Origin of the sequence: Protofrankia sp. Cas4 (assembly GCF_963555915.1) — a bacterium.
Lineage (GTDB): Bacteria > Actinomycetota > Actinomycetes > Frankiales > Frankiaceae > Protofrankia.
Genome location: NZ_CAUVXL010000255.1, coordinates 18,148 through 31,566 on the forward strand (window position 1 = coordinate 18,148; position 13,419 = coordinate 31,566).

The following is a 13,419-nucleotide window of genomic DNA, read 5'->3' on the forward strand; positions in this document are numbered from 1 at the left end:
AGCGCAGGTCAGGCGAGCTACGACAACGTCTTCACCGTGACCACCTATTTCCCGGAGACCACCTGGCCCAGGTTTGTCCGCGACCATGGTGGCACCAACGCAGCCGTGCTCGGCGTCCAGTTCGACCCGGTGTCGATACAGCAGAAAAATGCCGTTATCGAAAGCCTGGCCGCGTCCGGCATCAATGTCGTCTATGCCCACGACGTCTCCGGGCCCAACGATAATTTCGCCGCCATCGGGCGGGAGATTAAAAGGCTGAAGGCCGACACTCTGATCATCAGTTCCGCGCCGGAGGTGTACGCGTCCGTTCTTGACGCGGCCGGGCAGGCCGGCGTACCGCTCAAAGTACGGATCGGGACGCGCGGCTACGACCCCAACCAGCTCAACCGATGGGGTTCCAAACTCGCCGGCGGTATCATCGCCGTCAACTCTGCGCCCTTTGAGCTCAACCTCCCGGCACACCGAGCCTTTCTACAGGGGATGATCGAGTACGCTCCGCAGATACAGCCGCCGAACCAGCAGATGGCGCTCGACGGATGGATAGCGGCCGACATGTTCATCCAAGGCGTACAGGCAGCCGGCAGCTGCCCGACCCGGCACGGCTTCATCACCGGACTCAACAAGGTCAACCAGTACACCGCCGGCGGCCTGCTGGCACCAGTCGACCTCACCAGTGCGGTCCGCCAGAACCCCTGTAACTACTTCGTCCAGGTCAGCCCGGACGGCGCTCACTTCAACGTGCTGTCAACAGCGCCCCTGTGCGGCAACTCGTCCTGACCGGGCACACGCCACCCGGCCCGAATCCCCACCGGGCCGGCACCTGGCCGGCGCCGCCCCTGGCGCCCCAGGTCCGAGGCGGGCACCGTCCGGAGCCCCTGCCGGACGCGCCACGGAGCTCAGCCGTGGGTGAGCGCCGACACCGCGGCCGCAGTGTCCTCGCTCAGTTCCCACTCGGCGGCGGCGACATTGGCGAGAAGCTGCGCGGGTGAGGTCACACCGGCGATGACAGACGCCACCGCCGGTTGCGCGATCAGCCAGGCGATCGACAGTTCCAGGAGGCTGTGCCCGTCCTGGCCGGCCAGCTTCTCGAAGGCCTCGAGACGATCGTGCGTGCGGTCGGAAAGGATTTTCCCGACCACATCAGGGGCTACATGGTCCCCGAGGCGGGTACCTTCGGGCGGAGCCTGCCCCCGGCGGTACTTGCCGGTGAGAACGCCGGACGCGAGCGGGAAGAACGGAAGGAACGCCATACCATGGGCACTCGCGGCCGGCACGGTGTCGGCGAGCGCCTCCGGCCGCAACAGGTTGAGCCGGTTCTGCACGCTGACGAACGGCCGCAGGCCGTGGTCCTTTGCGGCGCGCGCCGCCTCGTCGATCTGGGCCGTTCCCACGTTCGCGCAGCCGATCTCCCTGACCTTGCCCGCCTGGACGAGCGCGTCCAGTGCGCCGAGGGTCTCCTCGATCGGAACGGTCGGGTCGGGGAAATGCAACTGGTAGAGGTCGATCCGGTCGGTACGCAGCCGCCGCAGGCTCGCCTCGACGGCTGCCGTGATCCAGCGGGGGCTCGCGCCGCCGTCACCGGGCGCCGCGCCGTAGGTCGACCCGAACTTCGTCGCGATCACTACCTTGTCGCGACGTGCGGCCAGCAGACGTCCGAGCAGCTCCTCGGACGCGCCGGCACCGTACTCGTCAGCGGTGTCGAGGAAGGTCACGCCGTTGTCGACGGCCGTGTCGAGAATCGCTGCGGTCCGGGTCTCGTCGCAGGTGGTGCCGAGCTGGTTACAACCCAACCCGACGACGGATACCTCCAGGCTGCCGATTCTTCGGGTACGCATTCCCACTCCTTCGCAATCCGCTTATAAACACTTAGTGGTCGGCGCCGACCACTTAGAGCGACCGGCAATAGGGGACGCGGCGTCGCCGGGCAGCCGGGGTCGTTACCCGAGCCCGGCGCGGCGAACTGGCCCAGCTGATGGGCCGACAGCCACGCCCCAGGCGGCCAGCGCCTCATCGAGGCTCGCCTCGACCGGGCCGGGCGGAGTGGACGCGGGTGTGCGGCTGAAACGTGGGGCGGGCGCCGGGCGCACCGCTCCCCCGCTGTCGGTGAAGGTCTCGCGGTAGGCGATGTGCGGATGCGAGGGCGCCTCGTCCATCGACAGCACCGGGGCGAAGCAGGCGTCGGTATGTTCCAGCAGCGCGCACCACTCGTCCCGGGTCCGTGTTCTGAACACCTCGGCGAGCCTGGCCTTCATCGGCCGCCAGCCGGCCTTGTCCCACTGCGTGGCCGGATCCACCGGGTCGAGGCCGACCAGCTCCAGCAACGTGCGGTAGAAGTTGTTCTCGATCGCGCCGACCGCGACATAACGGCCGTCCGCGGTCTCGTAGACGTTGTAGAAGGGCGCGCCGGTGTCCAGAACGTTGGTGCCCCGCGGGCCGTCCCACTGCCCGGCCGCGCGCATCTCATGCGTCATCATCATCAGCAGCGCGGCCCCGTCGACCATCGCCGCGTCGACGACCTGACCGAGGCCGGACGCCTTCGCCTCGAACAACGCGCACATCACGCCGAAAGCGAGCAGCATTCCGCCGCCGCCGAAGTCGCCGACCAGATTGAGCGGCGGGACCGGTGCCTGACCCTCCCGACCGATCGGGTCCAACGCGCCGGCGAGCGCAATGTAGTTGATGTCGTGGCCGGCGCTGCGGGCATAGGGGCCGTCCTGGCCCCAGCCGGTCATCCGCCCGTAGACGAGCCCGGGATTGCGAGCGAGGCAGACATCGGGGCCGACACCGAGCCGCTCGGCCACGCCTGGACGGTAACCCTCGATGAAGGCGTCCGCGGCGTCGGTGAGCGCGAGCACCGCGGCCACCCCGGCCGGATCCTTCAGGTCGACGGTCACCGTCCGCCGGCCGCGGGCGAGTAGCGCGGGCGCCAGCTCCACCCTGGTCTCGGGCGACCGATCCACCGAGACGACGTCCGCCCCCATGTCGGCGAGCAGCATCGCCGCGAACGGTCCGGGCCCCTGACCGGCCAGCTCCACGACGCGTACCCCACGCAATGGTCCGCCGGATGCGGTCACCTGCTTCTCGACCATGGCACGCCCATCTTGTCTGCTTGTCTGGTTGTCTGCTTGTCTGCTTGTCTGCTTGTCAGTGCCGTCCACCAGAGGTGGCACGGTCACACTGTCAACCGTCACTTGTTGTAACAGATCACTTCTTATAACGGGTCACGTGTTCACTTGTTACTGAAAACGGGGGCGCGCTTGGTGAGAAAGGCCGCCTCGGCCTCGCGGCAGTCCTCGGTCAGGCTGGCAAGGATCTGGGTGCGGTTCTCCACCTGCATGGCGGCGTCGAGACTCGGGGCGTCGATGTTGTTCCAGAGCACCTGCTTGGTCATCCGGACTCCGAACGGACTGTTGGCCACGATCGCCGAAGCGATCGACACCGCCTCGTCCACCACCGTGCCGTCGTCGACGACCCGCAGGACAAGACCGTTGTCCTTGGCCTCCGGCGCGTCGATGAGCCGGCCGGTCAGCATCATCTCGGCCGCCGCCGTCGGCCCGACGATCCGGGGCAGGAAGTAGCTGGTGCCCATGTCTGCACCCGACAGCCCGATCCGGACGAAGGCGACGTTGAAGCGGGCGGAGCGTGCGGCGAGGCGGATGTCCGCGGCCAGTGCGATGGCCAACCCCGCGCCGGAGGCCGGGCCGTTGACCGCGGCGATGACCGCCTGCGGCAGCTCGTGAACGGCCTTGATCAGTCGGGACGCGCGGGCCTGCCAGGCCATCCCGAACTGGATCCGCCCCAGATCGGAGGCGGCGGGGTCGGCGCCGAGGTCACGCAGGTCCTGGCCCGAGCAGAAGCCGCGGCCCGCACCGGTGATTACCAGAACTCGGGTCGAGGTGTCCCGGGAGAGGGCGTCGACGGTCTCCTCGATCTCGTCGTACATCTTCAGCGTGATCGCGTTGAGCCGATCCGGCCGGTTGAGGGTGAGGACTGCGACATGCGGAGCCACTTCCTCGATACTGATGGTTTCCAAGGCTGCACCACTCCTTCAGCCGGGGCGGCCCTGCCCCTGGTGACGACCTGCGCGCTCCGGCGACAACATGGGCGACAATGCGTCCATGTCAAACCGACGCGTCAAACTCGACGCGTCAGACCCGACGCCTCAGAACGGATGGGTGGGGATCGATGCGGCGGGATCGCGGCTGCCGACGCTACGCTCCAGCGCTCAGGTAGTGCAATGTGTTTGATGGTCTAACTCTAACGGGATAGCCTCCGATTCTGATCGACAACCAGTCGGATCGACAGAGATCAGATCGGCTCAGCCAGGCCGTGGCTACGTGCAGGGCGTGGCCAGGTGGACGAGGGGACGGGACACGTGAAGGTCGATGCGGGCGGGATCCTCAATCCGACCGGAGCGGCAGCCCTGGCGCAGGATGCCCAGGCCCGGGGCTACGACGGGCTCTGGCTCGGCGAGACCGCGCATGACCCCCTGATCGGCGTGGCCCTAGCCGCGGCGGGCACGGACCGCATCCAGGTCGGCACGAGCATCGCCGTTGCCTTCGCCCGCAGCCCGATGAACCTGGCGATGGCGGCGAACGACCTCCAGCTCGCCAGCGGCGGCCGGTTCCTGCTCGGGCTGGGGACGCAGATCAAACCCCACATCACCCGCCGTTTCAGCATGCCGTGGTCCAGACCGGCCGCCCGCATGCGCGAGCTCGTCCTGGCGATCCGGGCGATCTGGGACTGCTGGAACGACGGTGCGGAGCTGAACTTCCGCGGCGAGTTCTACACCCACACACTCATGACACCGTTCTTCAACCCCGGCCCGAACCCGCACGGACGCCCCCCGGTGCTCCTCGCGGGCGTCGGCGAGCTCATGACGAAGGTCGCGGGCGAGGTCGCCGACGGCTTTCTCTGCCATCCCTTCACCACCGAGCGTTTTCTGCGGGAAGTGACGCTCCCGGCGCTGACGACCGGACGTGAGTCCGCTGACGGAACGCTCGACGGCTTCACCATCGCCGGAGCACCCTTCGTCGTCACCGGCCACGACGAGCAGGCGCTGGCTGACGCAGCGCGCGGTACCCGCAAGCAGATAGCGTTCTACGCCTCGACGCCCGCCTACCGACCCGTCCTGGAGGTCCACGGCTGGGGCAGCCTCCAGGAGCAGCTCAACCTGCTGTCCAAGCGGGGAGCCTGGGACGAGATGGGCGACCTCATCGACGACGATGTCCTCAACGCCTTCGCCGTCGTGGGCGAGCCCGACGACGTCGCGCCCGAGCTCCGCCGGCGCTACGGCGACGTCATGACACGGGTCACCCTCAACACTCCGTACACGTCCGACGAGAAGCTGTGGCCAGACATCGTGGCCGCCCTCCAGGTCTCCTGAACCTCGCAGCTCCCAGAAGGAAGCGGCCCATGCCACCTCTCGCGGTCATGTTCACCTTCTCGGTTCCACCGGAAAAGATCGACGATGCGATCGCAATACTGGCCGAAATCAGCGCGGCCATGACGATCGAGGAGCCCGCCGCCCTGATGCACGTCTCCCACCAGCGCGCCGACAAGCCGGGTTCGTTCGCCTTCTACGAGCTCTACCCGGACGAGGCTGCATTCAAGGTCCACGGCAGGGGTCCGATCATGAAAGCGGCCGGTAGCCGGCTGAACGCCCTGATGGAGCAGCCGGGCAAGGGCTTCATCCTCAATCCGGTGGCCGGCGTCGGCCTGCCCACGTGAGCCCGGAGCCACTGGTCAAGTAGCTCCGCTCCCGTCCGCTCCGGTCCGCTCCGGTCCGCTCCCATCGGCAACCGCACCCACGGCGCGACGAGTGGAAGCCTGACGTCAGAAAGACCTGCATGTCAGGGCGACAATGTACGTCAACCTTCCACTCGTCCCATCGCGAACCGGACTGTGGTCTGCCGGCCCTGGCCGTTCGGGACGACCACGCCTGGTTCAACGTCGGCGACCTGTGTGAAGGCCCCGTTTCAGCACTGGACGTGCTCGCGCTGACGGACCGTTTCACCGTCTGGGTTGTCGAGGGGTTGCGCCGGATGACAGCGTGCTCGCCGGACGCCCGGCAGCGTTTCGTCAACCTCGTGGATGTTCTCTGCGACAGGGACATCGCGCTGTGCCTCATCGGCGACATCCCGCTGACGGACCTCCTGCGTGGTGCGGATCCGCGTGGTGCCGACACCGCCTTCGACCCAATGGAGTGCTCGGGTTCCAGCATAAAAGATCATCGGGTTCTGGCATCAGAAGTGCTCGGGTTCTGGCAAAAATAGCGTTCGGGCTCTAGCATCGCAAGGCATGAGGCTGAGTCCACCGTGGTGAACCGGTGGTGACACAGTGGTGATACAGTCGGGCGGCGACGCGCTGCGGCGCAACCTGACACCGGTGGTGACAGAGCTCCTGACCGCCGAACCGGTGATAGTGATCAATGGTGCTCGCACGTCCGGGAAGAGCACGTTGCTGTCCGCGTTGGCCACCCAGCACGATGCCACCGTCCTCGATCTCGACGATCTGTCCACGAGGCCGGCTGTCGAGGCTGACCCCGTCTTCTTCATGGCAGCGCGATCGCCAGTGTTCGTGGATGAGTTCCAGCACATCCCCGAGCTGCTGGATGCCGTGAAGGCCGAACTCAACCGCGACCTGCGTCCAGGGAGGTTCGTTCTCACCGGGTCCACCCGTTACCTGACAATGCCGACCCTGTCCCAGTCACTGGCCGGCCGGGTCCATGTGATGACTCTCTGGCCGCTGTCTCAGGGTGAACTGAACGGTCGCCGGGAGACGTTCGTGGACCAGGTCCTCGGCGACCCCGGCTCGTTGCTGACTGTGGAGGGGAAACCCACACCTCGCGAGGAGTACACACAGCGGCTCATCGCGGGCGGCTTTCCGCTCGCTGCACGCCGCCCCGCGGGTGCGGCCCGCAACCGCTGGTTCCGTGACTATGTGACAACCGTGGTCGAGCGGGACGTCCTGGAGATCCGCAAGGTGCGGCAGCGAGGGGTATTGCCCATGATCCTTCGCCGGATCGCGGCACGAACCGGTCAGGTACTCCATCTCGCGGACATCGGACGGGCAGTGGGACTGGCACAGGATGTCGTCGGTGACTACGTCCAGCTGTTGGAAACGGTCTTCCTCGTCCATCGGTTGCCGGCATTCGGACGGACGCTGCACAGCAGGGTCACCGGTAGACCCAAGGCGCACCTCGTCGACTCAGGACTCGGGGCCTATCTACTGGGGATCACCGCGCAGCGGCTGGAGAACCGTGACCCTGCGGCCCTGACCGAATTCGGACATATCATGGAGACGTTCGTCGTCAATGAAGTGATCAAACAGGCTGGCTGGGCGGAGACGTTTGTCGAGCCGTCGCACTTCCGGACCAGCGATGGGCATGAGGTCGACCTGGTCCTCGAGACCGATGACGGGACAATCGCGGCGGTTGAGGTCAAGGCGTCCTCCCGGGTGCCGGGAGAAGACCTGCGAGGGCTCCGGTTGCTGCGCGAGAAACTCGGTTCGCGGTTCACGGCCGGTACGGTCCTGTACCTGGGAGAACGGGCCTATCAGGCCGATGACCGGATCTGGGTCCTGCCGGTGGACCGGCTGTGGCGTTAACCGTCAACCCTGATTCCCTGCCGCCGTGGTCTCGCGGGGCTGCGCCCGGGTGGCGAGGGAGTCGGCGATGGCCGCGAACTCTGCGAGCGCGGCCTGAAGGTCCTCGACGATCTCCCGGGTGATCACCTCGGGCGGCAGCAGACTGTCTGCGTCGTCAAGGCTCGGATCCTTCAGCCAGGTGATGTCGAGATTGGCCTTGTCCCGAGCGACCAGCTCGTCATAGCTGAACGGGCGGAACCGCTCGGTCTCCACCCGGTCCGCACGAGGTTCACCCGGCCGGTAACATCCGACGAAATCATCAGGATGATCGCGGCGCAGCGGGTTCTGCTTGAGGGTGAAATGCTCTCCGGTCCGGAAGTCGTACACCCACAGCTTGGACGTCCACGGCGCCCCCGGCCGCGCCTCCCGCTTGTCGAAGAACAGCACGTTCGCCTTCACCCCACCGGCGTAGAAGATGCCGGTGGGCAGCCGCAGCAGTGTGTGGACGTCGAACTGGGTCAGCAGCCGCCGGCGTACGGTCTCCCCGGCGCCGCCGTCGTCAGCGATCACTGTGATGGATGACTTCTTGCCGAACGGCGGGTTCGCCAGGATCCCGCTCGGGTGTAGGCCGGACGGGCGGGCGAGCGCGTCGGCCACCTCGATCGGGGACGGCCCGTTCGGCTGGCCGATGCCGTGCAGCAGCATGTTCATGGCGGCAAGCCGGGCCGTGCCGTCGACGAGCGAGGGCGCGGTGGGGTCGCCGTGGCGTTCCCGCGGCACCGGCGTCCTCAGCGGGAGGACCAGAGGCTTGCTGCGGGGACAGCGAGGATGCGCTCTGTGAGCTGGAAGACCCGTGGGCCCGTGTGTACGAGGAGTCCGACGGTGAACCGTGGACCGATCTCCGCCGCAAGCCATTCCAGGTGTCGTGCGTCGGTGTGGGAGGGGGCCGCGGATGCCTTGACCTCGATGGCGATGACCTGGCCGTCTCGGGCTTCGAGGAGCAGGTCGATCTCACGGCGGCCGTTGGCGTCGCGCAGGTGGTATAGGTCGGCGCCGACGACGCTCAGCGCGCACTCGGCGCGGAACTGGGCGGCGACGAGGGTGTCGATGATGCGTCCGAGCAGGTCGCCGTCGCGGAGCGCGCGGCGGTGGTCGATACGGAGCAACGGGGCGAGGAGGCCGGGGTCGGTGAGGTATCGCTTGGACAGCCGAACCGCGCGGTTCGTGCGGCTGTCCGCCCAGGCAGGGACCCGCTGAGTGATCATAAGGGTGTCGAGGAGGTCGTCGTAGGCCACGGCTGCCTCGCGTCCGATGCCCGCCGAGTCGTAGAGCAACTTGTGGGTCGGCACACCGGCGGTGTTGGCGGCGATCGCCTGGAGATATCTGCGCAGTCGCAGGGGGTCTCGTGCGACGCTGAGCGCCGGGGCTTCCCGGGTCGCGAGATGGTCGACGTAGCCAGTCAGCCAGCGGTCGCGTGCACGGTCGGCCTCGGTTCGCAGCGCCTCCGGCCAGCCGCTGGTGAGTGCCTCGGTCACGTAGGCGTGCAGGTCCCAGCCGGTGGGGGGATCCGCGAACGCGTCCGCGCCGCCGTCGAGGATCCGGTCGATCAGTGAGGGCGCGGTGGGGTCGCCGTGGCGTTCCCGGCCGACGAGGGGATACATCGTCAGCCGGACGATTCTGCCGGTCGCGGGCCAGCCCGAGGCGGTGAGGTCGGCCTGCGAGGATCCGGTGAGCACGAACCTCCCCGGGCGCGGGTCGTCGTCGACGGCCCGCTTCACCGCTCCGAGTATGTCGGGCACGACCTGCCACTCGTCGATCAGGACGGGCTCCTCGAGCCCGCGCAGCGCCGCGTCGGGGTCGGCCCGTACGACCGCGGCCTGCGCCGGGACGTCCAGGCGCAGGATCGACTGGCAGACACGCCGGGTCGTGGTCGTCTTGCCGCACGCCCGAGGGCCGACGACGAGGACGGCTGGGTGGGAGGCGACGACATCCTGCAACTCCGTGTCGAGCAGACGAGGAACGTAGACGCGCACGAATGTCCGATCATGGAATTAGCACACAGTTGACCATGGAAATTACACATAGATCATCGATAATTTAACACGCGTTCGAACCGCGATCCAGCGCACCTAGACCGTGCCGTGCGGCTGCTCGACGCGCTCGCGGCCTACCTACCGGCCAGGTGGGCGGCGGGTCTACGCGCATGGTCTTCCCGACTCTCGCGCCGCACCGCACCGCGCCACCTGTGACGCACTGGTCACGGCCCGGCTGTTCGTCCACCTCGCCCAACCTGCCGGGGCAGGTCCGCTGTCGCTGGAAGAACTCTGCGACAAACCATCAGGAAGGGACGACGGTGAAACACCGTCCCTTTTCTAACAACGAGCGGGGCATGTTCGTGAGCATCGACGGCCCGAGCGGTGCGGGATAATCCACGATCGTTCACCATCTGGCGCAGCTGCGCGCCGAAGCGGTCCACAAAGTTACCGAGCATTACCACGACTTGAGAGGATAATGGTATGGATCGCTCGTCCCTTCTCCGCCGACTCGCCGCCGAAGCCGAAGCCGACGGGGTGCAGCAATTCGTTGTCGGCGCGGTCGTCCAGCACGACGACAAGGTTCTCCTTCTACAACGCCCCGAGGATGATTTCATGGGCGGCATTTTCGAGTTGCTCAGCGGAAAGGTCGAGCCAGGGGAAGCGCTGGACACCGCGCTCATCCGCGAGGTCAGGGAGGAGACCGGCCTCGACGTGGATGCGCTCGGTGATTACCTGGGCAGCTTCGATTACACGTCCGGAAGCGGCAAGAAGAGCCGACAGTTCAACTTCGCTGTGGACGTAACCAGCCCGGAGCCGATCGAGTTGCAGGAGCACGACGCCTACACCTGGACGCCGATCAACGAGGAACTGTCGGCGACGGATGCCGTGAAGGACGTGCTGAGTAAATACCGGGAGCTGCGGGACGCATAGCCCGGCTCCCTATCCAAGACCCCGCTCATCTCCCACGCAGTCCAGGTTCTACGTCGCCTTCTTCGCCCGGCCTCCGGCATCCTCCACCAGCGCCCGCTGCGCGTCCGGACCGGCCCTGCGGGCGGTGTCGAGCGCATCGGTGTCGGCACAGCGAGCGAGGCTCGACACGACGGCAGTGAGCGGCGCCCCGGCGAGCTGTTCGAGCTCGGCCCGCTCGTCCGGGGTGATCTGCTGATTGAGCCGGGCGAGGCGGGACGCAAGCGTGCACACCTCGTCCGCGTCGATCGTCAGCGTCCCGATCTTGCGCAGCAGCTTGTCCAGGCTGATCTGCTTTTCGGTGTGCTGCGCGAGCGGGGCCGCCTCAGCCCGTTCGCTCTCCAGCACACCGACCGCGTCCACCAGCACGAACCGGTCCTTGACGGACGAGTCCGGGGTGACCGCCTGGAAGTCGTCGCCGTCGATGGTCCGGGAACCCCGGCCCTTCATCTGCTCGAACAGTACGGCGCTGCGCGGATTGCGCAGGAACAGCAGACATTCCAGCGGCCGGACGTCCGTGCCCGTTGCGATCATGTCGACGGTGACGACGATCCGCAGTTCCGCGCTGTTGCGGAAGGCCTTGAGCAGGCTGTCAGTGTCCCGCACCGACCTGCGGGCCAGCTCTTCGATGCGCGCGTCCATGACCGTCAGCCCGCCCCCGTGGAGAGCCCTGGGGCCTCCGGGCACGCGAACACAACGATAATCGTGCGCCCTTTGACCATTCGGTAACTGTGCAGACTCACAATGTAGTCTCGGTCCGGATTTCACCGGACACGGCCCTGTCACCAACCACGACCAGGCAACGGTCTACCCAGCCCGGACCGTGCCTGATATAGGTATATGTTGTAAACGTATCGGATGCATAGGCCAGTCCCCACGGGGGCCGTCACGATCTCCGGTCACCGCATGTGGGCATTCGACGAAAAGATCATCTCGGGAGGCCCACATGACAGCGGACATAGAACTGCCCGAATACGACGAGTTCGGGTTCTTCGAGGAGAACGCCGCGGAAGCCGGCCTGGCCTGGGCCGGTCCGCCGCTGGTACGGCGGGAGAACGTCGATGTCGGCGGCGAACGGATAAGCGCCCTGGTCTGGGGTGACGGACCCGCCGAGCTGGTGTTCCTCCACGGTGGGGCGCAGAACGCCCACACCTGGGACACCGTCGCCCTCGCGCTGGGCGACCGCCCGCTGGTGGCCTTCGACCTGCCGGGGCACGGTCACTCCGGCAAACGGTCGGACGGCGACTACTGGCCGGTCCGCAACGCCGAGATCCTCGCCGGCGCGATCAGCGAACTCGCGCCGCAGGCCGCAGGTGTGATCGGCATGTCCCTCGGCGGGCTCACCGGCATCCGCCTCGCGTCCGTCCACCCACATCTCGTCCGCCGGCTTGTGGTCGTCGACGTGACGCCTAGCGTGACGCTGGCGAAGAGCGCCCCGATCGCGGCGTTCGTCAACGGCCCGGAGTCCTTCCCCTCCTTCGAGGAGATCCTGGAACGGACGGTCCGCCACAACCCGACCCGGTCGGTCAGCTCCCTGCGTCGCGGCATCCTGCACAACGCCCACCCGCTCCCGGACGGCCGCTGGGCCTGGCGGTACGACCGGCTGGCCCCCCCTGGCCCTGGCGGCATGTTGGACTTCGAGCCACTGTGGGATGACGTCAGCGCGCTGCCGGCACCGGCGATGCTCGTGCTGGGGTCGACCTCCGGCGTCGTCACCGAGGACGACGTGGCCGAGTTCCGTCGCCGCCAGCCCACGACCCGCGTCGAGACCGTGGCGGGCGCCGGGCACTCCGTCCAGGGCGACCGGCCGGTCGAGCTTGCCCATCTCCTCAGCGACTTCGTCTTCGGTACCGCGGACGACGACCGGTAACCGCCGGATGCGCGGTCTGTCCCCGACCTGCACAAGCTGTTAGATTCGTTACCTATTAGGAGCGCCTGCAGCTGAGCGCCCGGCCTCCTCCCCCACGGCGGGAATCAGGACGGCTCACAGGGCTCTGGTGTCGGTGTGACCCACGGCCCTGGAAAGCGGTATCGATGATCCTCGATGGTCTGACAGTGCTCGAGCTGGGTGCCGGCAGTGTTGCCGGGTCCCTGGCGGGGATGATCCTCGCCGATAACGGAGCCCGGGTGCTCAAGATCGAGCCACCGCAGGGCGACCGTCTGCGCACACAGTCACCGTCCGGTTTCCTGGTCTGGAACCGGGGCAAGGAAAGCCTCGTCGCCGACCTGCGCACCCCCACGGGCCGGGCCGAGGCGGCCGAGCTCGCCAGCCATGCCGACGTGCTGATCGAGAGCTTCGAGCCGGGCGTCGCGCAGGGTTGGGATCTCGGCTACGAGACCCTGCACGCGGCCAACCCGGCGCTGGTCTACTGCTCGGTCAACGGCTTCGGGTCCACCGGGAAGTACGCGCGTCTAAAAGGTTACGAGGGCGTGGTCGCGGCGAAGGCCGGGGCGTTCGCCCGGGGACAGTTCGGGTTCCGGCCCGGCCCGATCTTCGTCGCCGCCCCCCTGGCCAACACAGGCGCTGCGCACATGGCACTGGGCGGCATCATGGCCGCGCTCATCGTCCGCGAGCGGACCGGACGCGGACAGCGCGTCGAGGCCACCCTCGTACAGGGTTACAACCCGGTCGACTACTTCGGGACGATGCACTGGCAGTACGCGAAGAACACCGGCGGTGAACCCCACGTCATCATCAGTGCCCGCGGCGGCGCACTGGCTGCCAGCCGGTTCAGCCTCACGATGGCAACCAGGGACGGCCGTTTCATCATCGCCAATCCGCAGCTCCCCCACCAGGCGCAGGCGCTCACCCGCGTGCTGGGCCATGACT

At 67.4% G+C, this 13,419-nt stretch carries 13 protein-coding genes and 1 pseudogene; 8 read left to right on the plus strand and 6 right to left on the minus strand.

Features of this window, described 5'->3' with window-relative positions; genetic code table 11:
* Nucleotides 1-777: ABC transporter substrate-binding protein (locus tag U9979_RS23025; protein ID WP_322780925.1), on the plus strand; the 777-nt coding region annotated here is incomplete at its 5' end.
* 119 nt (nt 778-896) lie between these two features.
* Here U9979_RS23025 and U9979_RS23030 read toward each other — a convergent pair.
* The 3 genes from U9979_RS23030 to U9979_RS23040 all read right to left on the minus strand — a co-directional run bounded on the left by U9979_RS23030 (nt 897) and on the right by U9979_RS23040 (nt 4,033).
* On the minus strand, nt 897-1,835 hold the full coding sequence (locus U9979_RS23030; protein WP_322780926.1) for an aldo/keto reductase: 939 nt from the start codon (nt 1,833-1,835) through the stop codon (nt 897-899).
* Nucleotides 1,836-1,937: 102 nt separating this feature from the next.
* A complete protein-coding gene (locus tag U9979_RS23035) occupies nt 1,938-3,089 on the minus strand; it encodes a CaiB/BaiF CoA-transferase family protein (protein WP_322780927.1) in 1,152 nt (383 codons plus the stop codon).
* A 140-nt stretch (nt 3,090-3,229) separates the two neighbouring features.
* Nucleotides 3,230-4,033: an enoyl-CoA hydratase/isomerase family protein gene (locus U9979_RS23040; RefSeq protein ID WP_322749638.1), complete on the minus strand. Its 804-nt coding sequence runs from the start codon at nt 4,031-4,033 to the stop codon at nt 3,230-3,232.
* Nucleotides 4,034-4,375: 342 nt separating this feature from the next.
* On the opposite strand from U9979_RS23040, the gene U9979_RS23045 reads away from it, so the two are divergent.
* The 4 genes from U9979_RS23045 (at nt 4,376) to U9979_RS23060 (ending at nt 7,608) form a co-directional block, all read left to right on the plus strand.
* Entirely contained in the window at nt 4,376-5,386 is a 1,011-nt protein-coding gene (locus tag U9979_RS23045) for an LLM class F420-dependent oxidoreductase (protein WP_322780928.1), read from the plus strand.
* Between the two features lie 29 nt (nt 5,387-5,415).
* Nucleotides 5,416-5,730: a putative quinol monooxygenase gene (locus U9979_RS23050; RefSeq protein WP_322780929.1), complete on the plus strand. Its 315-nt coding sequence runs from the start codon at nt 5,416-5,418 to the stop codon at nt 5,728-5,730.
* 119 nt (nt 5,731-5,849) lie between these two features.
* Nucleotides 5,850-6,275, plus strand: coding sequence for an AFG1/ZapE family ATPase (zapE, locus tag U9979_RS23055; protein WP_322780930.1), 426 nt, complete (start codon nt 5,850-5,852; stop codon nt 6,273-6,275).
* A gap of 64 nt (nt 6,276-6,339) precedes the next feature.
* Entirely contained in the window at nt 6,340-7,608 is a 1,269-nt protein-coding gene (locus tag U9979_RS23060; protein ID WP_322780931.1) for an ATP-binding protein, read from the plus strand.
* A gap of 3 nt (nt 7,609-7,611) precedes the next feature.
* Here the strand turns inward: U9979_RS23060 and U9979_RS23065 are convergent.
* Both U9979_RS23065 and U9979_RS23070 read right to left on the minus strand, forming a co-directional pair.
* Nucleotides 7,612-8,328: pseudogene (locus U9979_RS23065) on the minus strand (HsdM family class I SAM-dependent methyltransferase); the annotation flags it as partial.
* Nucleotides 8,329-8,375: 47 nt separating this feature from the next.
* On the minus strand, nt 8,376-9,620 hold the full coding sequence (locus U9979_RS23070) for an ATP-binding protein (protein ID WP_322780933.1): 1,245 nt from the start codon (nt 9,618-9,620) through the stop codon (nt 8,376-8,378).
* A 483-nt stretch (nt 9,621-10,103) separates the two neighbouring features.
* On the opposite strand from U9979_RS23070, the gene U9979_RS23075 reads away from it, so the two are divergent.
* Nucleotides 10,104-10,553: an NUDIX hydrolase gene (locus tag U9979_RS23075; protein WP_322780934.1), complete on the plus strand. Its 450-nt coding sequence runs from the start codon at nt 10,104-10,106 to the stop codon at nt 10,551-10,553.
* A 48-nt stretch (nt 10,554-10,601) separates the two neighbouring features.
* On the opposite strand, the gene U9979_RS23080 is transcribed toward U9979_RS23075, so the two are convergent.
* The gene (locus tag U9979_RS23080) at nt 10,602-11,231 is read right to left on the minus strand and encodes a hypothetical protein (RefSeq protein WP_322780935.1); all 630 of its coding nucleotides are present in this window, start codon (nt 11,229-11,231) and stop codon (nt 10,602-10,604) included.
* A 304-nt stretch (nt 11,232-11,535) separates the two neighbouring features.
* Between U9979_RS23080 and U9979_RS23085 the strand changes: the two genes are divergently transcribed.
* Both U9979_RS23085 and U9979_RS23090 read left to right on the plus strand, forming a co-directional pair.
* Nucleotides 11,536-12,459 carry an alpha/beta hydrolase gene (locus tag U9979_RS23085; RefSeq protein ID WP_322780936.1) on the plus strand — a complete coding sequence of 308 codons (924 nt, stop codon included), beginning with the start codon at nt 11,536-11,538 and terminating at the stop codon, nt 12,457-12,459.
* A 164-nt stretch (nt 12,460-12,623) separates the two neighbouring features.
* Nucleotides 12,624-13,419 (plus strand): CoA transferase (locus U9979_RS23090; RefSeq protein WP_322780937.1); only part of this gene is annotated, 796 nt, incomplete at its 3' end.

Excerpts from the sequence above, each read along its gene's own strand:
- U9979_RS23030 (WP_322780926.1), bottom strand. The coding sequence starts at position 1,835 with ATGCGTACCCGAAGAATCGGCAGCCTGGAGGTATCCGTCGTCGGGTTG.
- U9979_RS23035 (WP_322780927.1), bottom strand. The coding sequence starts at position 3,089 with ATGGTCGAGAAGCAGGTGACCGCATCCGGCGGACCATTGCGTGGGGTA.
- U9979_RS23050 (WP_322780929.1), top strand. The coding sequence starts at position 5,416 with ATGCCACCTCTCGCGGTCATGTTCACCTTCTCGGTTCCACCGGAAAAG.
- zapE (WP_322780930.1), top strand. The coding sequence starts at position 5,850 with ATGTCAGGGCGACAATGTACGTCAACCTTCCACTCGTCCCATCGCGAA.
- U9979_RS23075 (WP_322780934.1), top strand. The coding sequence starts at position 10,104 with ATGGATCGCTCGTCCCTTCTCCGCCGACTCGCCGCCGAAGCCGAAGCC.
- U9979_RS23080 (WP_322780935.1), bottom strand. The coding sequence starts at position 11,231 with ATGGACGCGCGCATCGAAGAGCTGGCCCGCAGGTCGGTGCGGGACACT.
- U9979_RS23085 (WP_322780936.1), top strand. The coding sequence starts at position 11,536 with ATGACAGCGGACATAGAACTGCCCGAATACGACGAGTTCGGGTTCTTC.